At 51.3% G+C, this 23,478-nt stretch carries 19 protein-coding genes; 14 read left to right on the forward strand and 5 right to left on the reverse strand.

The genetic code is table 11. The annotated features are described in order from the left end of the window. Window positions 1–100: 100 nt before the first annotated feature. Window positions 101–682 (reverse strand): hypothetical protein, encoded by a 582-nt coding sequence (locus SH302x_RS27450; protein ID WP_479366345.1) that lies wholly within the window; start codon window positions 680–682, stop codon window positions 101–103. A gap of 170 nt (window positions 683–852) precedes the next feature. After that, the gene (locus SH302x_RS27455; protein ID WP_479366346.1) at window positions 853–1,440 is read right to left on the reverse strand and encodes a Uma2 family endonuclease; all 588 of its coding nucleotides are present in this window, start codon (window positions 1,438–1,440) and stop codon (window positions 853–855) included. 101 nt (window positions 1,441–1,541) lie between these two features. Between SH302x_RS27455 and SH302x_RS27460 the strand changes: the two genes are divergently transcribed. After that, complete coding sequence (locus tag SH302x_RS27460; RefSeq protein WP_479366347.1) at window positions 1,542–2,159, forward strand: hypothetical protein; 618 nt, start codon at window positions 1,542–1,544, stop codon at window positions 2,157–2,159. Window positions 2,160–2,704: 545 nt separating this feature from the next. Beyond that, the gene (locus tag SH302x_RS27465) at window positions 2,705–2,863 is read left to right on the forward strand and encodes a hypothetical protein (protein WP_479366348.1); all 159 of its coding nucleotides are present in this window, start codon (window positions 2,705–2,707) and stop codon (window positions 2,861–2,863) included. On the opposite strand, the gene SH302x_RS27470 is transcribed toward SH302x_RS27465, so the two are convergent. Both SH302x_RS27470 and SH302x_RS27475 read right to left on the reverse strand, forming a co-directional pair. Beyond that, window positions 2,858–3,067: a zinc-ribbon domain-containing protein gene (locus SH302x_RS27470; RefSeq protein ID WP_479366349.1), complete on the reverse strand. Its 210-nt coding sequence runs from the start codon at window positions 3,065–3,067 to the stop codon at window positions 2,858–2,860. The genes SH302x_RS27465 and SH302x_RS27470 overlap by 6 nt on opposite strands. A gap of 14 nt (window positions 3,068–3,081) precedes the next feature. Continuing rightward, window positions 3,082–4,011: a lipocalin-like domain-containing protein gene (locus SH302x_RS27475; protein WP_479366350.1), complete on the reverse strand. Its 930-nt coding sequence runs from the start codon at window positions 4,009–4,011 to the stop codon at window positions 3,082–3,084. Between the two features lie 264 nt (window positions 4,012–4,275). Here SH302x_RS27475 and SH302x_RS27480 point away from each other — a divergent pair, with 264 nt between their 5' ends. The 12 genes from SH302x_RS27480 to SH302x_RS27535 all read left to right on the forward strand — a co-directional run bounded on the left by SH302x_RS27480 (window position 4,276) and on the right by SH302x_RS27535 (window position 22,396). Next, complete coding sequence (locus SH302x_RS27480) at window positions 4,276–9,786, forward strand: CHAT domain-containing protein (protein WP_479366351.1); 5,511 nt, start codon at window positions 4,276–4,278, stop codon at window positions 9,784–9,786. A gap of 312 nt (window positions 9,787–10,098) precedes the next feature. After that, a complete protein-coding gene (locus SH302x_RS27485; protein WP_479366352.1) occupies window positions 10,099–10,590 on the forward strand; it encodes a hypothetical protein in 492 nt (163 codons plus the stop codon). 31 nt (window positions 10,591–10,621) lie between these two features. Continuing rightward, complete coding sequence (locus SH302x_RS27490) at window positions 10,622–12,526, forward strand: M48 family metalloprotease (protein ID WP_479366354.1); 1,905 nt, start codon at window positions 10,622–10,624, stop codon at window positions 12,524–12,526. 62 nt (window positions 12,527–12,588) lie between these two features. After that, window positions 12,589–13,140 (forward strand): hypothetical protein, encoded by a 552-nt coding sequence (locus SH302x_RS27495; protein WP_479366355.1) that lies wholly within the window; start codon window positions 12,589–12,591, stop codon window positions 13,138–13,140. A 51-nt stretch (window positions 13,141–13,191) separates the two neighbouring features. Next, window positions 13,192–15,792 (forward strand): serine/threonine-protein kinase, encoded by a 2,601-nt coding sequence (locus SH302x_RS27500; protein ID WP_479366356.1) that lies wholly within the window; start codon window positions 13,192–13,194, stop codon window positions 15,790–15,792. Between the two features lie 11 nt (window positions 15,793–15,803). Next, window positions 15,804–16,559 (forward strand): RNA polymerase sigma factor, encoded by a 756-nt coding sequence (locus tag SH302x_RS27505; RefSeq protein WP_479366358.1) that lies wholly within the window; start codon window positions 15,804–15,806, stop codon window positions 16,557–16,559. A gap of 295 nt (window positions 16,560–16,854) precedes the next feature. Beyond that, window positions 16,855–17,694, forward strand: coding sequence for a YciI family protein (locus SH302x_RS27510; protein WP_479366359.1), 840 nt, complete (start codon window positions 16,855–16,857; stop codon window positions 17,692–17,694). A gap of 2 nt (window positions 17,695–17,696) precedes the next feature. After that, complete coding sequence (locus tag SH302x_RS27515) at window positions 17,697–18,050, forward strand: YciI family protein (RefSeq protein WP_479366360.1); 354 nt, start codon at window positions 17,697–17,699, stop codon at window positions 18,048–18,050. A 62-nt stretch (window positions 18,051–18,112) separates the two neighbouring features. Next, the gene (locus tag SH302x_RS27520; RefSeq protein ID WP_479366361.1) at window positions 18,113–18,490 is read left to right on the forward strand and encodes a VOC family protein; all 378 of its coding nucleotides are present in this window, start codon (window positions 18,113–18,115) and stop codon (window positions 18,488–18,490) included. A 1,180-nt stretch (window positions 18,491–19,670) separates the two neighbouring features. Then, entirely contained in the window at window positions 19,671–20,564 is an 894-nt protein-coding gene (locus SH302x_RS27525) for an RHS repeat domain-containing protein (protein ID WP_479366362.1), read from the forward strand. Between the two features lie 35 nt (window positions 20,565–20,599). Beyond that, a complete protein-coding gene (locus tag SH302x_RS27530; protein WP_479366363.1) occupies window positions 20,600–21,832 on the forward strand; it encodes an ISL3 family transposase in 1,233 nt (410 codons plus the stop codon). Between the two features lie 198 nt (window positions 21,833–22,030). After that, window positions 22,031–22,396: a hypothetical protein gene (locus SH302x_RS27535; protein WP_479366364.1), complete on the forward strand. Its 366-nt coding sequence runs from the start codon at window positions 22,031–22,033 to the stop codon at window positions 22,394–22,396. Window positions 22,397–22,682: 286 nt separating this feature from the next. Here SH302x_RS27535 and xdhC read toward each other — a convergent pair whose 3' ends face one another. After that, window positions 22,683–23,474 (reverse strand): xanthine dehydrogenase accessory protein XdhC, encoded by a 792-nt coding sequence (xdhC, locus tag SH302x_RS27540; protein WP_479366365.1) that lies wholly within the window; start codon window positions 23,472–23,474, stop codon window positions 22,683–22,685. Window positions 23,475–23,478 lie beyond the last annotated feature (4 nt).

Consider the following 23,478-nt stretch of genomic DNA (forward strand, 5'->3'; position numbering starts at 1 on the left):
TCAGTCAGACGCCTATTCTAAGCTGCTGTAAAACGAAAAATCGCATTCCTTCGCAGCGGAGGAATGCGATTCTTGCTTGTTGGGTTTGGGTTCGACTAGCTTAGTAGCCTCCGAATCCGTAGATCTGCCCACCCCATCCGGCGTTATCATATTGATAGTAGTTGCCCCAGCCATCTTGGTAGAACTGGGAGCCATCGTTGGCTTCGTAGGATTGGTAAGGTTGGTAGTAGGGCAGTTCGTAGGTGCTGCCGTCGTTGCCGGTGTACAAGCCACGTTCCCAAATGTTTTCACGGATGTAGTCTTGATGGCCTTGGTATTGCCACTGCGAGCGTTGCATGTATCCGTTGAACATACCATCGAGAATGGAGTTGCTGTTGGCGACGTATTGGCTTTGTTGTTGTTGGAAGTTCGCTTCGCGTTGTTGCAGGTCGGCGTACCAGGCTGGGTTTTGTTGACGTGATTGATAGATCAGGTAATCGAGTACTTGTTGGTCGGGTGTGGACCAGTCGCCAGTTTGTTGGCGATAGCTGTTGATGGCGTCTTGACCTGCGGCGTTGGCTTGTTGCTGATAGTAGTTAGCGATTTGTTCGACATAGGCGATGGGGGCCATTTGAGCGTAGCTGGACTGATGAGCGGCGAATCCAAGAGCAAGAGCGAAGAAGCAGTTTTTGACGAACGACATGATTTGGTTTCCTTGTGGAAGCTGGTTATTGACTGTTTGGCTTAACTAGCCACCTTCCATACAGCCCAATTCGCGGACTGTGACAGCGCTTTTGAAAAAAGCTTAGAAAAACCGTTTATGCCAAGAAAAGCCGGGGTTTTAGAGGGCTTGAGCACCCCAGACTGCATGAGTTACGAAAAAATTAGCCGCAGATCCAATGCTAGTTCCGCGTCCGAAAGGCGGATCGGCATTTGCGAATCTAAGAAAAAGACCGTTGGGGGCTTTAATTCTGGTGATTCGGAAAAACGATACTGCTCGATGCTTTGCGAGCCGACGTTGACAACCCAATATTCTTCGACTCCCGCCGAGTGATAGATGGCCGCCTTGGCGCGGTCTTTTTCAAGGGAGGTATCTGCAACTTCGATAATCAATCGGCAGTCCTTGCCCGTTGGATGTGAATCACGAAAGTCTTGATGGGTACCCGTCACGATGGCAATGTCGGGTTCAGGTTCACTCCGCGGGGTAGTGATTGGTAGTTGACACCTTACGATAAAGCCCTGAGGTAATCTGCTCTGAAACCATTCGGACAAAAGTCCAACCAAGAATCCATGTATCGGTCGCTGGTTCATTTTTTCAACGATCCATCCTTCCAGTAGCTCTACTTTATCCTCGGGGGTAAGGACCCCCAGTTCTCCCAATAGATGATATTGTTCCACTGAAAACCGGTGTATCGGCAGCGGTGGAGCTAAAGGGGAACCAAATTCTAATTGCGTGGTCATACTGTCTTCCAGGTCTAGATTCGATACGCTTATTCTAGTCAAGTCGTTTCCGGCTGGCAAACAACGACCAGCTCTGCCAAGCATCGGGTGAACCGTGAGCCATGGAAATTTTAAAGCATTTACTTCGGACAATACTGCTGGTCGCCGGGGCTGCCGCCGTGCTGGGCCTAGCCATTGCTTTGGCCATTTGGTTAGGAGTTCGGAGTCCCTATGTATTCATTGGGATCATTGGCGTTTGGATCTGGGCTCTAGTTTATGGGACGGCCCGCTGGCATCCTTATTGGGCACCGATTGCCAAGCGAGTTCAGCGGTTTCCATGGAAACGCGAAGATGGGACCGCGATGGAGACCGTCATTGAAAACGCAGTGGTTCAGGGCGGAGCCACTCAGTACCAATATCTACGGGTTTCGGTCAATGAAGTTGCTTCTGGGAAATGTGTCCATCGCAGGGTTCTGGGAGACAGCGTCACTTTTCTAGGTGCCTTCCCTACTGGCCTGTGGTTCTATATTCATGACAAATTTTATGCGCGTCGTGATGGGTTGGTATGCCTTGATCGATGCAATGGCGAGTGGACGTTTCATCAGCCGCAGAGCCGCGTACGGTTGGTTGATGAAGAAGATCATAAACGTGGGCAGTTGTTAGTCGAATGGGATGGCGTTCCTTTGCAGATTGATCTAGCGAATGATCCTCCCGCCAGCAATATAGGAACGAATTTATAACAGCACATTAACTCGATCGTGTCGTATTGGTTCTCAAGAAAGTATAGAGAATGAGTAGGCCGAAGCCGACAACCATGAAAGCTTGGAGGGAATCTATGGCCACGTAAAGCAGGAACGAATTTGGCTCGTCTGCGCGAACGAAGTCGCCTGCTCGTTGTGAAGTAACGCCGTTCTTTAATGTCAGCCACAGCCGATCGTACAAAAGATAACAACCAAAAGCGATGGTTGGGATGCCGATGCCTAGTCCGAGTTTTCGATTGGCGCTTCTGGTTTTCAATTCTAGATCAGTGTCCTCCACCTTTAGTAGCTCCGACATGATGGGAAATCAATTTGCTCAAACTGGTTCATGGGTGTATTTTTTGTATGGACATGAGCCTAATGGTCACACATAGCGTAACCGTTCGCACCTCGATCCGCCGCAGGGCGATAGCCCCGGTTTTTGTGGCGTCTCTCCGGACAACCGGGGCTATCGCCCAGCGGCTAAATGGCTCGTGTTTTTGTGGCTTGCATGATCGAGGCGTGAACGGTTACCACATATCAAACCGATGCGTCATCGCTGGAACTGGTATCAATGGAAGTTGAGCTGGATGATGATGTATCGACTGCGGATGAAGTCGAACTTATACTCGATGTTGTTGAAGTGGATGAGTACGTATCCAAATGATGCGAGTCAATATGGGATGCAGGGTCGACGGCGGCTATAGGACCACCAATCCCGCTTTCTCATGCCACTGTTCATTGGATGTGGAGTTGGCGTTGATCGTCTGCCCTAGGCCGCCGCTGCTGACGTTGGTCGCGGTCTGAGCGCCAGCGGCTTTGACTGGAATCAGCGATGCGCCACAGTTGCCGCAGAACTGAGCGGTGTTAATATTTTGAGAATTGCAAGCAGGGCAGTGGGTGACAGACATGGTCATGATTTCGTCTAAGCACGTTGGAACCAGAAAGTGACATTGTTGGATGCCAGTGTCACGCAGAGGAAACCTTTCTCGAATACGAACTCAGCTTGCTGCGGGCCTTCATTGGTTTGCATCAAAAGCTTGTTGCCCTGGATCTTGTAGTTGCCGACCCAAGCTTCTTGCTCGCGATTACCGGCCGCATCGATGCTGGTCATACTCATCTGGAATTGTCCATTGGCGTCGAATCTTACTTGGATCGCCACTTGGTATCCGTTGATGGCATCGTTGAGGAACCAATTGCCGACTAGGGGATTGGCTACTGGAACTGGTTTTTGTGATTGGTGTTCGTAGCTTTTTTCTGCCGCTACGGGTGCGGGGCGATCTACGGCGACGTGCAGAGCAGGCAGCGAGGCAGGGATTGGATTCTCAACTTGAAGGTAAGCGATATCCATTTTGGTTTGGTACTGCATCAGGACTGCCGGTGAGCCTGTCATCGTGCCTTCCTTGCCCTCTCTGGGGAGTTGTGGATATCCGACAAAGATGAGCTTGGCTTTGTCCAGCAGGTGTCCGTGCGTCATCACGATGCCGCGTTCTTTGTCGACGATCCAACCGAGGGTGACCAGTTCTGTATCGTCGTCCATCACAATCAGGATGAGGACGGAAGCTTGAGCGAAGGGTTCGGCCAGGGCTGCTGGCACTTGCGGGTTTTGCGTGGTTGGTTGAGTCTGTGGCTTGGGAAGTGGTTTGCCTTGTTCGGCTCGTCCGTCCGACTTGTTGGAGTTCGTCGGCGGTTCCAGGCCCCACTCTTCGTACTCAGCGGCTAAACTAGAGGGAGCGGCCAGGGCAGCGCTTGGTCCGGTGAAGGAGTTGGCGATGAAGCATTCTGCGGCGACTAGTAAGCTTAATACTTTGAAGAAACGGTTAAGAGGAAAGCGGCTGAAAGCTGATTTGGTCATTGGAAAGTTCCTGTTTGGGAAGTGTTTGAACTGCGAGGACACTTCAGGTACCGGTGAGCAGCGGGATTGTGACACTCTGATGAAATCTTTTTTTAGAAACAATGATTGCCCGTCTGCCGCAACTAAGTTAGCTTTAGGGGACAGCGCTCAAACTGAGTGTCCGCGACCAGAGGGGCATGCTTTGACTTTGTTTGCCGCCCATGTTTTCTTTGGGACTGGAGTTAATCTGGAACAGGCATCTGTTTCTTTAAGGGCGACGTCAAGATGCGAAGATCAGCAGCCGCCGTACATGGCTTCAAGCGTGTTTTGAGACGCAAGACGATTACCCGTCGTTGGTTGCAGATTGCGTTTAGCCGCAGGCTGCTGTTTTGCTGCTTGATTTGTTTTGCAAGTTCAACATTCGCCCAGCAGGATTCTTCCAGCGGTTTGGCCGCGTCTGGGGCAGTGGCTTCAGCAACAGACTTGCGTTCCGACGAGCGGGCGAAATTGCAGACCAGAGCAAATCGCCAATGGCTCAACGGGGAGTTGGAAGCCGCGACGAGGACATTGGTGCGGCTTGTGGAAGTTGAGTCGGAGTTATTCGGCGAGTTCCATCCCCGGATGGCACAGCGATATGATGCACTATCTGGTATGTACATTGAGTTGGGGGATTTTGAGCAAGCAGAACAGCAGCTAGAGCTGACTTGCAAGGCACTACTACATAGTTCGGCGGAAAACAGTTGGCAAGCAGTGGAAGCAGACCGCAAGCGGGCTGTTTTTGAAGTTTGGAAGTCTTTGTCGAACGATGATCGTCAGGTGTTGTTTGACTACAGTCGCGAGCAAAATCAGCAACTCCAAGCACTTAGATTTAATGATGCGCTGGTTGCTGCTGAGCAGTTCGCACGCTTAGTTGGCAAATATCTGGGCGAACGCCACCCCCTATCGATCGATGCGATCGTTGCTATTGAGACCATTCATATGGCTCAGCGTAACTTGGGCAACACCGCCTCGCAATTAGCAAAATTGTATGGTGTTCTTGAACAAGTCGAACACCCCGATCATCCAAACATCGGGAAGCTGTTATGGCTGATGGCGACACTTGCATCCTTTGAGGGAAATCCCCAGGCGACATTGCGATACAGTCTAGCAGCTATCGATCAGTATGAGCGAGGGAAGGCCACTTATGACGTGAATTACGTTCGATCATTAAGTCAGTATGGGACCGCTCTCTACGGGCAAGGCGAGACCGAGGAGTCTATTCCTGTCTTTCGTAAGGCATATGAAATCTGGACATTTGATTTGGCCGTCGACGACGAGCAGGAAACCATCATCGCCAGCGACTTGTGTTTTGCGCTGAGTTGGTCTGGTCAAGCTAAGGTCAATTTGCACCGATGGGACGAGGCTGAAACACTGTTTCATGAAGCTCAACAAATCGCAGAGCGAACTTGGGGGGCGGATCACTACCGATCTCGCGAACTTGTTGACCAGTTAAAGCTGGTGGCCCAGATTCGTGGGCTGGATGAGAGTGAGCTGCAGGAATTTGATCGATTTGTTGCGGCCCGAGCGAAGATTGAAGAACTAACCGATGACGAGAGTTATCCTGAGGCGATCGAGGCGATGCAAGAGCTTGGGGGGCTCGCCAAACGTCTATTTGGCAGCAATGCGCCATTGACGCTTCGTTTGCAGAGCGATTTTTATGTATTGCGGATGAAGCATGGCCAATTCTCAATCGCTGGCCGAGCGAGCTTTATGCAGGAGTTGGTTGAGTTTGTCGATCGCCATGAACTGGCGTTTGGGCTGCAGCATCCAAACCATGCCGAGCTTTGCTTTTTTGCCGCAGAATTCGTCGCAGGGAAGCATCCGAATGCAATCGAACTCGCCAGGAAAGCTCGTGCGGCGTATGGCTTGGCGTTTACGCAAACCTCGGAAGAGTACTTCGTTGCTAGTACTCTCTTAGGGACATTGTTGGCCATTCAGGGCGACGAGGATTGCGTTTCAGTTTTGACGGATACGATCAAATTATGGGAGACAAGTCCATCGAGGGGGTGTTACCGCCATTGTATGGCCGCTTTGTGGCTGGGCAGATACTATTACGAGGCTGGCTATAGTTACGAGGCACGGATTCAATTGGCAAATGCAGTCAGTTTGATTCGTGAAAATGATGTCGTACCACTTAGTGATCTAGGTGATGCGTTGAACAACTTGGCGAACATCTATTCGGACCGAGGTTCATACCAAGAGTCGATCATTTTCTATCGCGAAGCGATTGGGATTTATCGCAGGCTAGAAGATGGTACCGGTTCGCCACCGGACTGGTTGCTCTATAACACCGCCAGGAATTGCTATTACATCGAGGAGTATGATGAGGCTGAGCGATTGCTGTCCGAATTGCTTGAACGGTTTCCGAAAACGTCGTTGAGTTCTCAGGACGCATTCCGCAGCGCTTGCTATTACTTAACGCGGGTGTTGTTGAAGTCGAATAAAGTGGAACAAGCGAGGCGCTCGCTGCAGCGGGCCAGCGAATCAGTCAGGATTCACTTTCCAAAAGAGCCGCTGGTGTTTGCTGAAATGCTACTGGAAAACGCGGAATACCATTCGACCTTGAAGGAGGTCGAGCTAGCGAGCGATTTTCTTGATCAGGCGTTTGCTGTTTTGAGAGATCAAGCCGATGTGTCTACTATGTCCGAAGGTGATGCCTCTATTTTTTTCAAATTATCCGATCGTCTGATCAGCGACTGTGAGTCGATTGGATCGTGGGGGCGTTCAGCAACAGTTCGCGAATATGCCGCTCCGCTGGTTGAGATGCATTATTTAGAGGATTGGGAATGGATCGTTATCTTGGAACGCCGCCAATTGGAGGAGGCTAAATTACTAGCGAATGCGACCGAGCAGCAGCGCCAGCTTATTGACCAGTTGAAGGCGCGAACAAGCTACTTGGAGGAATGTGCCAAGCAAGATTTTCGAACCATAGAGCTTGCGGATAGCAATCGCCTCAGTACCGCATTCGAAACCTGTTTGGAGGTGTTAGGTGAGTATAACTTGATTGCAGCCGACTACCGAAGTGTTGTCGCGCAATACTTTGAAAGTCAGCAAGCGTACCAAACGGCTCTTGTGTCTCAGCAGTACGTCATACAGGCTTACCTTACGTTGTTTGGCGAGACCCATCCTTACACAGCACAGGCACTGACTCAGTGCGCACGCATAGGCCGCAGGGTCGGAGCATATAAAGAGAGTAGAGGCTTACTCGAAATCGCTATTAGCACTCTTACAGATGTCCAGGGCGAGATGAATGACGATACCTTGGAAGCAACTCTGGAATTGGCCAAATTGTTGTTGGATGTGAAGGACTACGCCGCATGTCTTCCTTTGGCGAGAACTGCGGAAGCGAACATTGGTTCGGTGTGGGGCCGGAATACCGTGCAGTACGGAGAGGCTTTGGGCGTTCTTGGCCAAGTCTATTACGGCATGAACGAGGCGGATGTTGCGGCGGATTATCTTGCCAGATCGCATGCTGTTCTTGGTGCACGTCTTGAGATATCAGATCGCAGGCTTTTGCGAAGCGCGGCGCTTGACGCCATTGCGCAGGCCTGGCGAACGAATGCCAGTGAACTGTCCATCGTCGCGATCGAAGAAGTGATTTCCAAGTATCAAAATGCAAAGCTTACGCATTTGACTGAGTATATCGAGTTATTGATCGAGTATGGCGACGTGCTTTTGCAATCCCAGGAACTAGAAAAGGCCGTCGCAGCATTTGAACTGGCTGGTCAGTCGGTGATCGAGTTGGACGGTATGGGCGACGACATTCAGCGAGCAGCAATCAACAACCGTTTGGGTTTGGCGCAACGAAAGCTAGGCAGATTGAATGAAGCTGGCAGCCACTTGGCACAAGCTGCCGATATTCAGCGGCGCGTCTTCGGTGAGGAGTCCCAGGCTTTATGCGACACGCTGTTCCAGCAAGCAATCGTGTTGTATTTGATGGGTGATACTCAGCAATCCGCAGCGTCTGTCGAGGAAAGTTTGAAGATAGAGCAAAGGCTTCTAAGCGATATCGGATATTTGTTATCCGATCAATCGTTAAGCTCGCGGCTGGCTACTGAAGAGAATCGACTTGGCTTGCTGTTGGGCAGCTTGCTGGGGGAAAAAGCGAGCACAGATGCAGCCAATTTAGGTTTGTATTGGACATTGCAGCGTAAGGGCTTGGCCCTAGACCTGACCTGTCGAGTGCGAAGTCTTCAGCAGTCTCGATTGTACGATTCGAATTTGGTTCGACTTGCAAGTCGAGTGCGAATGCTGAATCAAGAGTTCGCGGATCTCGCGTTGCTGTCGACTGGCACCCAGACTCTTTCAGACATTCGAAAAAAGCAAGCGGAGATTGCGCGTGAGATCGCTACGACCAATAGCGAGTTATCATTACGGCTGCAGGGCGAGAGGATTCAATTGATCCAGGCGAATGATGATGTAAATGCTGTTCGCAAGCTGCTGCCTGCGGGCACTGTTTTCATAGAGTACATTCGCGTCAAAGGTTTTGCGGAATCGGCCGCTGATTCAACTTCGCAGGCACGATATGTTGGGTTTCTAGTGAGTGGAGATCCTCAAGTGCCGGTGCAGATGAAGGACTTGGGAGATGCGCAGGAGATCGATGCTCTGATTGAACAGCTCCGCGAGAAAACTCGAGATCTTGTGGACGAACTCAATATTTCCACAGAAGAACTGCTTGAATTGAAGTATCGCGACGCGGCGAAATTGTTGTACGCAAGCTTGCTGGGACCCTTCAATGAATCGTTGCAGAGTTGCAGTTCCTTGGTCATCGGTCCTGATGCGAGTATTTCCGTTGTTCCATTTGCAGCGCTCGTCAATGATGCCGGTCGTTATCTGGTCGAAGACATGGACATCAGCTATGTCGCTTCCTCGCGAGACTTGCTGCGTCGGCCTGCAAGTGTTGGCAAAGGGACTCTCATCCTTGCCAATCCGAATTATGACGCAGATGTCCAACGTCGAAGTGAAGCGATAAAAGTAATCGACCAGCAAGCCGATATGCGGACCTTGCTAGTGAAGCGTGGAGTCGAAGAGATTTCGACGCGAGCCCTGCGTTGGAAGAAGCTGCCCGGTGCCGAAGAAGAAGCGAATGAAGTAGCCAATCTGTTGACGGGTACCGCGTTCGGTCCTGTCCGAAAGTACATTGGCAATGAAGCGGTCGAAGAAGTCTTGAAGGCCGCTCAATCGCCACGCATTGTCCACTTGGCCACACATGGCTTTTACGTTGCGCTGGCGGATGAACCGCGAATGGATACTGAGGATGTTCGGTCAGCCAACTTTGTTTCTGGGCTGGCCAGACTTCGAACTGACAGTAACCCATTGCTGCGATCGGGAATTGTTTTAGCTGGTGCCAATCGCGTCTCGCAGTCGCGGGCGGACGATCAGAGCATGGAAGATGGTTGGGTTACCGCTCAAGAGATCGCTGGCATGGATTTTCGCAACACCGAATTAATCGTGCTGAGTGCTTGTGAGAGCGGCCTGGGCGATATGACCAATGGCCAAGGCTTGCAGGGAATTCGTCGCGCTTTCACCAACGCCGGTGCGCACGCGGTGCTGACTAGCTTGTTCGAAGTACCGGACGTTGAAACACGCGATCTCATGAATGCGTTTTATAAAAATTTCTCGGTCACGCAGCGTCGGGTGTCCGCAATAAATACTGCGCAGCGTCTGCAGATCGCTGCGCGTCGAGCGGAACATCAAGCAGCTCATCCGTTCTACTGGGCCAGCTTTATTATGCTCAGTGGGATGGATGGTGATTAGCAGCAGTCGAAGATGCGTTTGGCAACTGATTTTAAAATTGTTCTGAATTTTTGTGTCACAAGTTGGCTTTCCATTGGTAGGTGATGAGCAGGTTAGAAAGCCCGTAACCGTTTGCAGTTACGAAAACGCGTTGAGACGCAGCACGACGACGCGAGCACATGGCTCGATGCTCAGTGGCGTTGGTCTCTATTTGTTTTTTGGAAGTTCTTGCCGCAAAAGTTTGATTTATGTTGAGTCGACTGATAGAATCCGGCTGCCCTCGACGCGGATGTTCTTTAGTCGACAGAGTCCCTTACTATGTGGAGAATTGTGATGAAGAAGGTAAGTAAAGCGTCGGCTGCATCGGCCATGTTGGGTTGCGTGGCAGGTTTCAGTTCTATCGCTAGCGGGCAACAGGTGAATCGTCCAGAACGAGTGGAATTATCGATTCCCGTTACAGATGATCTGCAAAGCTCGAAAGCGGCCAATTTGGGGTCTATTACCAGCCAGATCCAATTGGATCCAGCAACGATGGCGTTGGCCAAAGAGTTATCCGCTGTGAAGGGGACACTCACAAATTCGAGTAGGACGAGCGCGACGGGAGCGATGGTTGGTACTGTGGATAAAGTCGGCCAGTTGAGTCCTGCGGGGCGAACAAAGATAAGCAAGGTTGACGATGCTCCAACGCAGGCCAGCAAGATCGCTTCGCAAGGCTCTGTTAGAAAGTCATCTGTCTCCGTTGCAAAGATGGCCATGGGCGGCGACAAGTCTGCGGGGAACTCCGTTCGTCCAGGCTCTTTCGGTATCGAGTCCGTTACAAAATAGTTCCTATCGAAAGAGCATTGGAGTCCCAATCATGCGTGTTTTTAATCTCTTCGTAGCGCTCTGCGCCTTAATTACTGTGATGTCCGTCTCACAAGGGCAGCTTCACGCGGAAGTTACCCAGCGCCACCGCGATGTGGTGCAACAAGTCCTTGAACGGCTGCTGGCGGTTATGGATAAACCGGACGGTTGGGAAGTTTGGCCGCCCGAAATCGAAGTGATCGATCCTGGCTTTGCGAATGCATTTGCCAGCTTCCGAACCGAAAATGGTGTTGAAATTCCTGTGATTGAAGTGACTGTCACTACCATTGAAAAGATTGCGAATTTTGATCCCGATGTGTTGGCGTTTACGATCGGGCATGAGCTTGGTCATTTGCACCATCGACATGGGCATAAGCGGATTGATTTCGTTCGGCGGCACGGTGACAAGCTGGCAACTTTACGCACGGCCTGTGGTCGCGAAGAGGAATTGGAAGCGGATCTGTTCGGAATGCAATTGGCATTGAAAGCCGGCTACTCCAAGCAAGGCTTGGTCAAGGATCTGCAAGCGTGGCGGCAGATCACGCCTCCTTATTGCAACTTCGAGGGGTTAGCGTTTGTGCATCCACCGTGGGAGGAACGAGCGGCCCACTTGCTGCGTGGCGATCAACAAGAAAGCTTATGGAGGTCGCTCAGCTCTTTTCAAACGGGAGTAATGTTTCTTGAGAACCAGCACTACAAGCTTGCTCAGCTATGCTTTCGCAATGTGACCAAAGAGTTTCCCGAATGCTATGAAGCTTGGGCAAATTTGGGTTACGCTTACTTGATGCAATATTGCGATGCCTTAGAGGCCGAAGACTTGCAAAACATGGATGTTGGGCATTTGGTTGTCGGCGGATTCTATCGTCGCCCCGAATCGCTTGAACCCGAAGGACGCGGTATTCAACTAGACCTGTGGTTCGAAGCGGTCGGTTCATTTCGAGAGGCGCTGCGTTTGCGAGATCGTTTGAACTTGCAAGATGAACTGCTAATGGTGAAAGCCAATCTCGCAGTCGCTTATCTGGTGCATCCAAATGGTAAGGATGTGGGTCAAGCGGAACAATGGTTTGATCAGGTCTTCACAGCGCTTCGAGATCCTGAAAAGGCAAAGAAGTTAGATCCTTTGGTGCACGCATCGATCTTGATCAATTCAGGCTCTGCCCGCGGTTTTGATCCGACGTTGATTGCATCGACTTTAGAGTTGATTGCCAAGGCTCGTACTATCAAAGCCAACGCACCGGCGGTGGCCGCAATGGAGTCGGCCCTTAGCTTTAACCAGGCCAGAACTCTTTTGACCACCGAGGGGGGCGAGAAAGAAACGGCGCTGTCCTTTTATGAGAAGTATTTGGATCAGTCGGTAGCGTCCAGTTCGTGGTGGCCGATCGCTTATCAGGAGTACGTGCAGTTGGCTCACTCCATCGGCGTGACGCCAAAGGAAGCTGACAAATTTCGACAGCCTGCGATTACGGATTGGCGTCGCTTGACAGGGGTAACGCTGGCCGACGGTACGATCATCGGGCTGAGTGAAAAGCTGTCGGATGTCCTGGCCAAGTTGGGGCCCGCTGATGTCGAGGTCCCCGTGATCGAAGGATCGAGTTTAAAGTTCTACAAATTCAAGAAGCTGGGGATCTCAATTCTTGCAACACGCGAAGTGTTGGCGGTGATTCTCGAATCCAACGCGGCTCCTAAGGTCAGTCTGCGACGTCCAGGTTTGGGCGGCGAAGAGGCCGAAGTCGCCGTTGGGATGAGTCGCGAAGATCTCGAAGCCCTTGTTGGCGGCGACTGGGATGTCGAGCTGACTCAATTGTTTGAGCTGGACGAGCGCCATCAACTGTATCGCAACCTGGGCTTGGCTGCCAAGTTCAAGGACGGCTTGGTAAGTGAACTAGTGATCGCCGTTGTTCCCTTGTCTGATTCCTAATATTTAACCCCCTTTTTTCCGACACCTTTTACTCACGTTCGTTTCTATAAGAGAGTTTGAAAATGAATTTAATTACGAAATGGTTTCATGTTGTTTCATTGACCTGCGTTTTGCTAATGGCAGCCACCACTTGCAGGGCTCAGGAGAGTGACGAAGCTGAAGCCGCACAGTCTTTGGCGGAAGCACACAAGCGTTTTGCGGAAGTGCTCGACAATACAGAAGACTTGTTCTACAAAGTGGTCAAGCGTGGAGACAAGGTTTCCTACACGATTAAGTGGGAACAAGATGGTGAGGTAACCAACATCATGATGACGCTGAGGTCTCTTGGGACCTACAAAGGCAAAGAGGTCTTTGGGTTGCTTGCTTTCACCGTGATTGCCGAATCGGAAAAGGCATTTCCGCCTGCGGTGATCAAACTGGTGACGGTTAAAACAGATACGTGCGGCTTGGGTGGTTATACAATGCCCGAGTTGTTCGACACGGTGTATCTGTCGACAACGATGCCCTCTGATACGTTAACCCCAGCTCAGATTTGGATGACTTGTGCCTACATGCATCTGAATCGGCAGGAAATTCGAGCTGAAATTGCTCAGATTCTGGGTGCGTCTAAGTAGCTCATGCAAGATGCCAATCTAAGTAATCGAAAAGCTTACGAAGACTCTGTCATGAATGGCGACTCCTTAGTCAATCAGGTGGAGACGCCAAACGATAGGGAGCTGACTGAGAGGCTAGGCACGATTGCTGGGTTAGATGGAATCGATGCGACAGAGGTTGCAGGAACCGCGATGCCAGAGATTCCTGGCTATCTCCTACTGTCGCAACTTGGCCGTGGCGGTATGGGTGTGGTATATCTTGCAGAGCATGTGGCTTTGAAACGCCCTGTCGCGATTAAATTAATCGCGGCGGGAGTTGCTACTTCTGCCAAGGCTGTGGCCAGGTTTCATGCGGAATCTCGAGCGATTGCTGCGGTGGCTCACTCAGGTATTTGTCAAATCTACGAAGTGGGTGCGGTCGGGACAACTCCTTATCTGGTAATGGAGTTTATTCAGGGGCGTACTCTTTCCCAAGTCATCCGCGAAGGCGCACCAACAGCTCAGGATGCGGCACGAATCGCAAAATCCATTGCAGAAGCGGTGCATGCGTGCCATCAGGCAAACATCCTGCATCGCGACTTGAAGCCCGCCAATGTGATGTTGAGCGACGCTCATGCAATCAAGGTCATGGACTTTGGTTTGGCCAAGCAGATTGGTGAGACCGATTCGGCGAACACTCGCACCGGTGAGATCTTGGGGACGCCCAACTATATGTCGCCTGAACAAGCCGGCGGCGTGGTGAAACAGTTCGGCCCTGCGTGCGATGTCTATGGCATCGGGGCCATTCTTTACGAGATGTTGGTTGGCAGGCCGCCTCATTATGGTTCAGACCCGATGCAGACGGTAATGCAAGTTCTTACGACCGATCCAATAACGCCGCGGAAGCTTCAGCCCAAAATCCCGCCGGACTTAGAGACGATTTGCCTGAAGTGTTTGGAAAAACAACCCAAGAGACGTTATGCATCGGCCGCTGAACTCGCGGATGACATTGATCGATACTTGACGGGTCGCCCGATATTGGCTCGTCCAGCCACCACTGCGGAACGTGCGATAAAGTGGTCCAAGCGACATCCGGTGACGTGTGCATGGATTGCTACGGGGATCGTGTTCGCAATTTCGCTTGGGCTTGGTGTCATGTTTCATTTGAATCGTCTGCAGCGTGAATTGGATCGAAACACGCGGCTGTTTTCACAGAGCCAGGACTGGGGAAGCTGGCTGGTGGATCAGCATATTCCCGCTGTCGCTCGGCTGCGCGGTGGTGGACAGTTGCAATCCTCTTTGGTCGGTAAAACATTGGACCACCTGCGTCAGTTGGAGTCGGATGTGGCGGCCGACTCCCAGTTGGCTGATTATATAGCCCAAGCCTACGTCCATATCGCTGATGTGCAGGCTGATCCGGCTTTCGTAACTCCCGCTCGGCTTGTGCAAGCGTTGGAGAGTTATCAGCAGGCTGTTGAACTCTATCGAAAGAATATTCGACCACGCGAGACTACCGAACTGAGCGACTCGCGTAAGCTGAAGCTAGCAGGGCTGTTGGTCAAATTGGGGGATGTGCAAGAAGACTCAGGTATGCCGCGAGAGGCCCACACATCAATCTACCAAGCCATTGAGTTGCTAACGGAATTGCAAAACTCGAATGCCACCAAGGGGCATCAGTTAGAACTCGCGATTGTAGAGGCCCATGCCGCGAAGAATCGCTTGAACGAACGCGTGCTGCCTCCGAAAGATACACTGGCTATCTATCGACAGCTATATCAGCAATGTCAGTCGGTCTCGCAAGGTGGCGATCTTGCAAAACTGGCAGAAGTGCAAGCGACCCTGGCCATGCGGATCGGTGACTGTTTGGAACGGCAGCAGGACACAAGTCCCGAATCTGTGGAGTCCAGCGAAATGCCAGAAGTCTATTACCAAGCCGCATTCGATTTGCTAAAGAGTGAAACTTCCGAGGACGAACGACTGCGACTGCTTATCATTGAGGCTGCGAAACGTTTAAGTGGTGCTTTGAAAAATGACCAACGTGTTGCTGAGGCGAGAATTGTAATGAGCCAAGCCCTAGAGCAGCAGCAGCGTTTGGTGCAAACCGTCCCGGAAAGCGACCGCTTTCGGCTAGGGCTGCTCGAAATCCTACACGAGCAGTTCGAGATGGCGCAGTTGCAAGATGACACGATCGCCAAGCTCGCCATAGCAGATGCACTTCTAAGCGAACTCCAGCCGCTGCATCAATTGAATTCGGATGTTTACGCTCGCCACCTGCGGCGAGCTTATGCGGTCGCCACTTTAGCTTACGGCGATAGTGGGGATGTCGACCTGTCACTTGAGTACAGCGAGAAAGCTACACGGCTAGCCCGCGATGTCGTGTTGCAGAGCAATCAACGCGATGACCAATTGGAGTTGGCAAAGCGATTGAAAGAGCAAGTGGAAGCGATGTTGAAGCAAGTCAACAAGCGTTCGGTTTTTGCAAGGAAGCTACAGGCAATGCAAGCCGCACTACCTCTTGTGCAAGAGAGTCTTGATATCTATGAAGGACTGGATGAAGCAACTACGACCAAACTCGGTTCGCCTTACTGGCAAACGATCGATTTGAAGCATCGAATTGAAATAGAATTAGACTCGCTTAAACGCAGCAACCAAGAATTTGGTCGAGCGAGTGATTTACTTTCAGATCCAAATTAGGTGAAGGAATTATGTCGTTGTCTGAAGATCAGTTTGTCTCTCGATTCGATGCTCAACCAACACGATGGAGCATGGTTCAAAAGGCGCACAGCAATGCTGCTGACGATGGCGTGCAGGCGATGCGATACTTGGTCATGCGATATTCTCCCGCTATTCGCAATTATGTGCGAGCGATTACCCGTAATGAAGACCAAGCTGATGACATAACACAGGATGTGATTGTCCGATTGCTGAGCGGCGATTTTGCTGGCGCTGATCCAAAGAAAGGCAGGTTTCGCGATCTTTTAAAAACATCTGTCCGTAATATGACTCGCAATGTCTGGGCTAAGCAGAAGGTTCGAAAGTCGATCGACTTTGACGTGGCGGAAGCAGAACAGCAGTTAGTCCAAGAGAACGACTTGATTTGGGATGAAGGCTGGCAGCAACATGTTTTTTCGTTAGCTTGGCGACGATTGCAAGAGTATCAAGATAGCCATCCAGGAAGTATCGCCTACACCCTGTTAAAGCTGCGAAGCGATTATCCCGAGGATAGTTCGGAGCAAATTGCGGAACGGCTTGGCAATATCTTACAAAAAGCGATCAGGGCAGACCAAGCCAGGCAGCAGTTGCGTCGAGCGCGTGTGCGCTTTGCAGAGTTCATCGTAGAAGAGGTCGCTGACATGTTGCAAGCCCCAACACCGCAGCGCATCGAAGACGAACTAAGTTCCCTTGGAATCCTTGACCAGATTCGCGACGTTTTGCCGGAGGGGTGGGCGAGCTCGAACTGAAAACGGAGGACGGTCGGCCCGTGCAGTTCAAGACCGCTGGAACTCCGCAGCAGTTTACTTCCGGTCCTCGGTGCATTCCATGCGGGGGGATCGGGTTGAATTTTCGAGATGCTTGTGGCGGAGCGTTTTTCGACATTCCGCTAAAAATGGTTAGTAATTGTCGAGATCTGAATACGCTGGCCGACTAATTCCAAAAGCGGAGGGCTAGTGCTGGCGGAAATGGTCTTTCCGAGCCATGCGGGTCACCACGAGTTCACTTTGTTTAAAAGACTAAACTTCCTTTCAGGAGCGATTGATGCGAGTCATGGTGTTGGTTAAAGCGTCCGAGAGCAGTGAAGCGGGACGGTTGCCTAGCGAGCAACTGATGAAAGAGATGGGGGATTTTAACCAGCAACTTGTGGAGGCTGGCATCATGAAGGCCGGCGAGGGGCTGAAACCCAGCTCTGCAGGGGCCCGCGTTCTGTTCTCGAAAGCGGATCGATCCGTCGTGGATGGGCCTTTTGTCGAGACGAAAGAATTGGTGGCGGGCTTCTGGCTGTGGGAAGTGGAGTCGATGGAGCAAGCAGTCCAATGGGTGAAGCGATGTCCTAACCCAATGCCTGAAGATTCTGTTATCGAGATTCGACCGCTGTACGAGATGGCTGATTTTGCAGAAAGTGATCCGGATGGCAGTGTTGCCGCCCAAGAAGATCGGATGATTGCCACGATGGCTGCACAGTCAAGCTCGATTAATCCATACCTGTTCTTCGCGGGGCGTTGTGAGGAGGCTTTAGAATTTTATAAGCAAGCTCTGGGTGCCAAGATCGGCATGGTGATGCGATTTGACCAAAGTCCAGATCCCGTACCCGATGGGATGCTGGAGTCTGGCTTTGAAAAGAAAATCATGCATGCGGATTTCACAGTCGGCCAGCAAATGATTATGGCATCCGATGGTTGCGACAGTTCTTCCAAGTTTGATGGATTTCGGTTGGCTTTGACGGTTGGTTCGGTGGCTGATGCAGAGCGAATGTTTCAGAACCTTGCGAAAGAGGGCAGGGTGGATATGCCGCTGGGGCCAACGTTTTGGTCGCCTTGTTATGGCATGGTGACAGATAAGTTTAATGTGGGGTGGATGGTCATGGTGCGAGGAGAATAAGTATGAAGTACATGTTACTAATTTACGGCGCGGAAGAATGTTGGACTGAAGAAGAACGCATGGCCTGCATGATTGAATCAATGGCCATCAGCAAGGAACTCGCGGATCGTGGTCAGCTAATTGCAGCATCGCCGCTGCACTCGGTGCAAACTGCGACCAGTGTTCGAGTTCGTGATGGGCGTCGGCAGATTACCGATGGCCCCTTTGCGGAGACCACCGAGCAGCTTGGCGGCTATTACATCGTCGATGTTGAAAACCTTGATGACGCGATCGCGATTGCAAGTCGTTTGCCTCCAGCAAAGAAGGGTACGGTGGAAGTGCGTCCAGTTCAGAAGTTGCCAGAGATTGCCGAGTAAATAGTGGGTAGTTTTTCGGCAGCCATACATTGTTTTGTGTTGAGTATAGACGGAGAATCATTATGAAAAATAATCCGGTCGCTTGGTTTGAAATCTACGTGGCGGATATGGATCGCGCCAGGGCATTCTACGAGGCGGTATTTGCGACGGAGTTAACCAAACTCGATTCGCCCGATAGTGAAATTGAGATGTTTGCCTTTCCGATGGATATGGAGTCCAGTGGCGCATCAGGAGCTTTGGCGAAGATGGAAGGGTGCTTGCCACAAGGCAACGGAACCTTGGTCTACTTTGCTTGTGAAGATTGCGAAGTGGAAGCGGCTCGAGTGGAACCGGCTGGCGGTAAGCTGCAAAAGTCGAAATTCTCGATTGGCCAATATGGCTTTATTGCTTTGGCAGTCGATACTGAGGGCAATGTGTTTGGTATGCATTCCTTGAAGTAACGCACCAATCTTATTGCGAAGACTGGGCACACGGCCCAGCTTCGCTTTCCCAATGCAGCGCCATTTGTTGTGTGAAGGTGATCCCTGAGCGACCGTTGGGCTTGCCCCAACGCGTCGCAATAGGATTGGTGTGCTAAATTCGTCCGCGTCCCCGCCCACCCTTGCTAGAGCCAGTCGCCGAAGGCGACTGGCTCTAGCAGGAGAAGGGTCCATTGGGCACGCTATCTAGAACTCCAAAGCGGTGTCCGATGGGGGCAAGCCCCAATCGGACATGCACGCACGTCATGCTTTAGGGCACCAATCCCATGGCAAAGACTGGGCAAAAGAATGGGGGCAGGAGAATGGTCATGGAGGCTATTCTACTGCCCTGATTCTACTGCCATAAAAAGTTCGGTCGCTCTTAGCGCACCAATTCATTGCGAAGACTGGGCACACGGCCCAGCTTCGCGTCGCTGCTCACACCGCAACGTGATCCCAATCCCACTGGCTTGTCCAGTGGATCGTTGGGTTTCTCGCTACAGCAAAGAGCCCGCCATAACGGGAATCCCACCGGCTCGTCCGGTGGATTGTTCGGCTTCTTGCTTTGCCGCAGCGCCCTCCAGCAAGAAACGGAAGGATCTCCCGGGCAAGCCGGGAGCATTGGAAAGACAGAAGGCCAAGGCACATCGTTCTGAGATCGCGAGTTCTGAGCGACCGTTGGGCTAGCCCCAACGTGTCGCAACAGGATTGGTGTGCTAAGTTCGTTCGTCATACGACCGTGACGTTGATGCTTGAGAACAACGCGGAGATGCGGAGTTTACAAACATTGCTGGTCCATGCGATTTTGAATACGACTCCGCTTGCTGAGTAGTATGTGGCTCAGCGAGTCCGTTCGCTGCGTTATACTCTCACAATCTTCCGACGAGTCTGCCTCTTCAAGCCAACGGCTTGTCACAATTGCTCCCGTGGCCGATTCGGCCACGGTTTGCAACTGCAGTTGTTCCCTCAGGCCCGGAGGGCCAAGATAATTGATTTGTGCCAGCCCTTCGGGCTTATCGGTTTCAAGGAACCTCGAAGTCCGGTGGCCTGCGGCACACCGGCAATAATTGCTACGGCCCTTCAGGCCGCCACCTCAAAATTCTGCCAATTATCCGACCCATCTCGCACCACCGCTGAACTGTCGCTCTCTATAATGGCAAGCATGCAGTCTCAAGCCACGCTACTTCCGGTTAATCCCACATCGCATCGAGAGCCCTCGACTAGCGATTCGGCTTTGGCGTGCGCTCAGGATGTAACCTATTGGAACGACACTGTTTCATTCAATGCTTCTTTTTCTTTCCAGGCAAAGTCATCTGACGCGTCAGTCTCAAATAGCAAGTCATCACAACACGAGTCCGCAGCCGCCTGCTTCACCTGCACAGCCTCATCGCTCATCGGCTTCAGTGATTGGCCTTCAGAAGTTGCACTAGCGCAGCATCGCAACCAGCAGTACTCGATCTACGCTATGACTGGCTCCAGCGGCATCGTTGTAGAGCGTTACGCTTACACCGCTTACGGCCAGCCAACGGTACTTAACGCGTCAGCTTCAGTCATAGCTACAAGTGCTTATGATAACAGATACACCTATACCGCTCGCGAATGGGATCATACCGTTGGCCTGCATTACTTCCGAGCAAGATGGATGAGTGGGCATAGTGGTAGGTTTACGGGGAGGTATCCCATAGGGTTTGATGGGAGTCCAGATAATTTATCTGAGTATGTTGGATCAAACCCAGCCCGCTACTTGGATCCGATGGGATTATTACAAATAGATTGGGGAAGCGGTGGGAATTCAAAAGGAAACTGTTATCGATATGCTTGCAACGTCCCGCGGAAACTTGGCGAACCGCATTCTCCGTTTCCTGGTGGTAAAGACCCCGGTGGAGTGATCGATTGCAAAATACTCATAAAGGGTGCCGAGAAGGATGGAGCGAAACCGGTCGGTCCCACCGGAGATTGTTCGAAGAATGACTGCAAAATACTTGGCGTGTTGACCCCAGGGGTAAATGGATTTAATGATTTCCATTGGTGGTTCTTCGTGGAATTTAGTGGGTAGGTGCGTAGATTTGGCCGTTAGCGTATTCTTTGTCTATGAAAGAAGCAACTACTACTCACTATCATGCGTTACTTGGTTTGGACGACAACTGGAGCGTGCAATCGGTTGATTTTCGCCCTGCTGAGAAGGCCGTAGACATTCACATCAATCATACCGGAACAACTCTGCGTTGTCCTCGCTGTGATGCCGCCTGCTCACAAGCCGATCTTGCCCCTGAGCGAACTTGGAGGCATTTGGATACGATGCAATTTGTGACTCGCATCCACGCCTTGGTTCCCAGAAGCAAATGCTCTCAGTGCGGCGTGTTGACCATAGCGATTCCATGGGCCCAAAGGCACGGACGTTTTACGCTTATGTTTGAACAAGTTGCCATTGAAGTCATTCAAGCTTGCTCATCGCTTTCAGCGGCCGCTAAGCTACTGGGAATAGATTGGGCGGCAACTAATGGCATCATGCAGCGTGCGGTGGAGCGTGGGCTCCAACGCCGAAACATGGACGAAATTGAGCATGTTGGTATCGATGAAAAGAACTTTGGTAAAGGGCAGGATTACGTTTCGGTCTTGACCGACTTGGATCAGCACCGCGTGCTAGAAGTTGTTCCTCAGCGGACGCAGCAGTCTGCAGAAAAGCTATTAAAAACCTTGCCCGAAACACAAAGAGCGAAGATCAAAGCGGTTGCCGCTGATATGTGGAAGGCATTCCTAGCTGCCATCAGGGAAGTGTATCCAAACGCTGCTATTGTGCACGACAAATTCCACGTCAGTAAGTACCTTGGAGAAGCAGTTGATCTTGTCCGCCGCCAGGAGAGTCGATTGCTTGCCGAGAGAGGTGATGAGCGACTCAAGGGCACTAGGCAACTACTGCTATTTGCACGTGAGAAATTGTCGGAGGCGGATCGAAACTATCTCTACCAGTTGCAGCATTCGGACATCAAAACAGGTCGAGCATGGTCGCTTAAGGAGAATTTCAGGCACTTCTGGGAATGTACCGATCGAGACACTGCTGAGATGACGTTCGCTGGCTGGTACGGGCGGGCCACACGCTGCCAAATCAAACCGATGGTGAAAGTCGCCAAGATGCTCAAGAGGCACTATGAGGGTCTTATGGCCTACATAGACCATCGAATAACCAACGCGATCAGCGAAGGCTTCAACAGTCGTATCCAATCCATCAAAAGTTCAGCTCGCGGATTTCGCAACTTCGACAACTACCGTACTCGGATCCTGTTCTTTTGCGGTAAACTCAACCTCGACTTGGAAATCCCTTAAACACTAAATTCCACGAAGAACCCCATTGGTATAGAAAGTGTCCTGGGGACTTAGGTTGGAGCCATAAACCTGGTACTACTCCGGTGCAGCCTTCCGTGAAAGATCCTGAGGCAGACGCAAAGAAACGAGGGTATACAATTATCTGCGACTACTTGTGTGTTCCCCAAAAAGGTACATTGACTGCGACAGAAAAATCCCATGAAATCACTAACACTACTTGCGATTGTACTAATGACTTCGGTGGGCTGTATTTCACAGCATGAAAGACCGCTGGCCGAGACGGAGGTGATAAATATTTCTAATTTTTCAGCCAAGGGCGCGGCAGTGTTGAGGTTAACTGGTGGAGGATTCATCGTCTTCCCGCAGTCAAATCGGGTTCAACCCGCTGAACTTGTCCACCAGATAGGGACGAAGTTTGAAACACTTGAGTCTCTTCGTGACGCTATTGATGCAATTGGACAATCCAAGGTCTCTGAGTTTGATGTTGCGTCCATAAGTGATGGGCAAGGAAGTTTCGAGCCACTGCGTGCAAGTGACAGGGAATATCTGGGGTTCACCAAGTAAGAGATAGTAACGAGTGAGCGAAGTAGTCGCGAGATGTGGACGGCCAGAAGAAGTTTGAATTGTAAAATTCGAAATTTGAAAGAAAAAGCCAATAAAGCCAATGGAATAACCGGAAACGTGGCGGCGTGTTCACTTAATGGGTTACAGCCGGATCAATAGATTTTTCTTAACCCGAAATGTAAGTGAGGAACCAGGACTCCCTCGCTTACACAGCGGGTTGTCATTAAAGCAACAAGCACACGGATCCAACCACTGGGTGATGTTGCGAGAGCATCCTGTTCGACTGTCACCGCGTCTGGTCGCGAACCTGCAACAATTCAGCCGTGACACTAATCGCAATCTCGTTGGGCTCGTTGCTGCCAAGCGGCAGTCCAATCGGGCATCGAAACGCTTCCGACAATTCATGACTCAATCCAGCAGCAAGCAACTCCTTCTTGAGCGCGCCGCGCTTACCACGACTGCCGATAACGCCCAAATAAGGCAACTGTAAACCGCGTTTCAAGATCGCTTCCAAGATCGGGCGATCCGTGCGATGCCCCATCGTCATCAGCAACACAAACGCATGCGGCGATAACTGCTCGACGTAATCCTCGGGCGCAGCCATTTGTACCACAGACAATCGATCTGCATTGGGTAGCTTTCCTAACCATTCGCCTCGCGAGTCAATCACGGTCAATCGACAATCAAGATTCAACAAGCAGCGAGTCAAGGCATTGGACACATGCCCAGCACCGAAGATGACAACATCCCAAACCCGATGATTGATCGCTTCAAAGAACAACGTTACCGTGCCGCCGCAAGTCATTCCGACATCGCGTTTCAAATTCCACTGCACCAATCTCGTGGTTGATGAAGTGGGCGGCAAGCCCAGCAGTTCCTGGGCAAACGCAATGGCTTGATTCTCAACGCGGCCTCCTCCTACCGTTCCGAACATCAAACCGTTCCGATCGACAAGCATCTTGCTGCCGGCTTCTTGAGGCACACTGCCCTGAGCATCCACCATGGTGACACTAACAAATGGCTTGCCTTCCTGGGCTGCTTGAGCGAGCCTTTCGATAAAACCGTGCGGGGCGACCATCGGA

Source organism: Njordella calcicola, from assembly GCF_056494125.1.

Excerpts from the sequence above, each read along its gene's own strand:
- SH302x_RS27450 (WP_479366345.1), bottom strand. The coding sequence starts at position 682 with ATGTCGTTCGTCAAAAACTGCTTCTTCGCTCTTGCTCTTGGATTCGCC.
- SH302x_RS27455 (WP_479366346.1), bottom strand. The coding sequence starts at position 1,440 with ATGACCACGCAATTAGAATTTGGTTCCCCTTTAGCTCCACCGCTGCCG.
- SH302x_RS27460 (WP_479366347.1), top strand. The coding sequence starts at position 1,542 with ATGGAAATTTTAAAGCATTTACTTCGGACAATACTGCTGGTCGCCGGG.
- SH302x_RS27465 (WP_479366348.1), top strand. The coding sequence starts at position 2,705 with ATGCGTCATCGCTGGAACTGGTATCAATGGAAGTTGAGCTGGATGATG.
- SH302x_RS27470 (WP_479366349.1), bottom strand. The coding sequence starts at position 3,067 with ATGTCTGTCACCCACTGCCCTGCTTGCAATTCTCAAAATATTAACACC.
- SH302x_RS27475 (WP_479366350.1), bottom strand. The coding sequence starts at position 4,011 with ATGACCAAATCAGCTTTCAGCCGCTTTCCTCTTAACCGTTTCTTCAAA.
- SH302x_RS27480 (WP_479366351.1), top strand. The coding sequence starts at position 4,276 with ATGCGAAGATCAGCAGCCGCCGTACATGGCTTCAAGCGTGTTTTGAGA.
- SH302x_RS27485 (WP_479366352.1), top strand. The coding sequence starts at position 10,099 with ATGAAGAAGGTAAGTAAAGCGTCGGCTGCATCGGCCATGTTGGGTTGC.
- SH302x_RS27490 (WP_479366354.1), top strand. The coding sequence starts at position 10,622 with ATGCGTGTTTTTAATCTCTTCGTAGCGCTCTGCGCCTTAATTACTGTG.
- SH302x_RS27495 (WP_479366355.1), top strand. The coding sequence starts at position 12,589 with ATGAATTTAATTACGAAATGGTTTCATGTTGTTTCATTGACCTGCGTT.
- SH302x_RS27500 (WP_479366356.1), top strand. The coding sequence starts at position 13,192 with ATGAATGGCGACTCCTTAGTCAATCAGGTGGAGACGCCAAACGATAGG.
- SH302x_RS27505 (WP_479366358.1), top strand. The coding sequence starts at position 15,804 with ATGTCGTTGTCTGAAGATCAGTTTGTCTCTCGATTCGATGCTCAACCA.
- SH302x_RS27510 (WP_479366359.1), top strand. The coding sequence starts at position 16,855 with ATGCGAGTCATGGTGTTGGTTAAAGCGTCCGAGAGCAGTGAAGCGGGA.
- SH302x_RS27515 (WP_479366360.1), top strand. The coding sequence starts at position 17,697 with ATGAAGTACATGTTACTAATTTACGGCGCGGAAGAATGTTGGACTGAA.
- SH302x_RS27520 (WP_479366361.1), top strand. The coding sequence starts at position 18,113 with ATGAAAAATAATCCGGTCGCTTGGTTTGAAATCTACGTGGCGGATATG.
- SH302x_RS27525 (WP_479366362.1), top strand. The coding sequence starts at position 19,671 with ATGCAGTCTCAAGCCACGCTACTTCCGGTTAATCCCACATCGCATCGA.
- SH302x_RS27530 (WP_479366363.1), top strand. The coding sequence starts at position 20,600 with ATGAAAGAAGCAACTACTACTCACTATCATGCGTTACTTGGTTTGGAC.
- SH302x_RS27535 (WP_479366364.1), top strand. The coding sequence starts at position 22,031 with ATGAAATCACTAACACTACTTGCGATTGTACTAATGACTTCGGTGGGC.
- xdhC (WP_479366365.1), bottom strand. The coding sequence starts at position 23,474 with ATGGTCGCCCCGCACGGTTTTATCGAAAGGCTCGCTCAAGCAGCCCAG.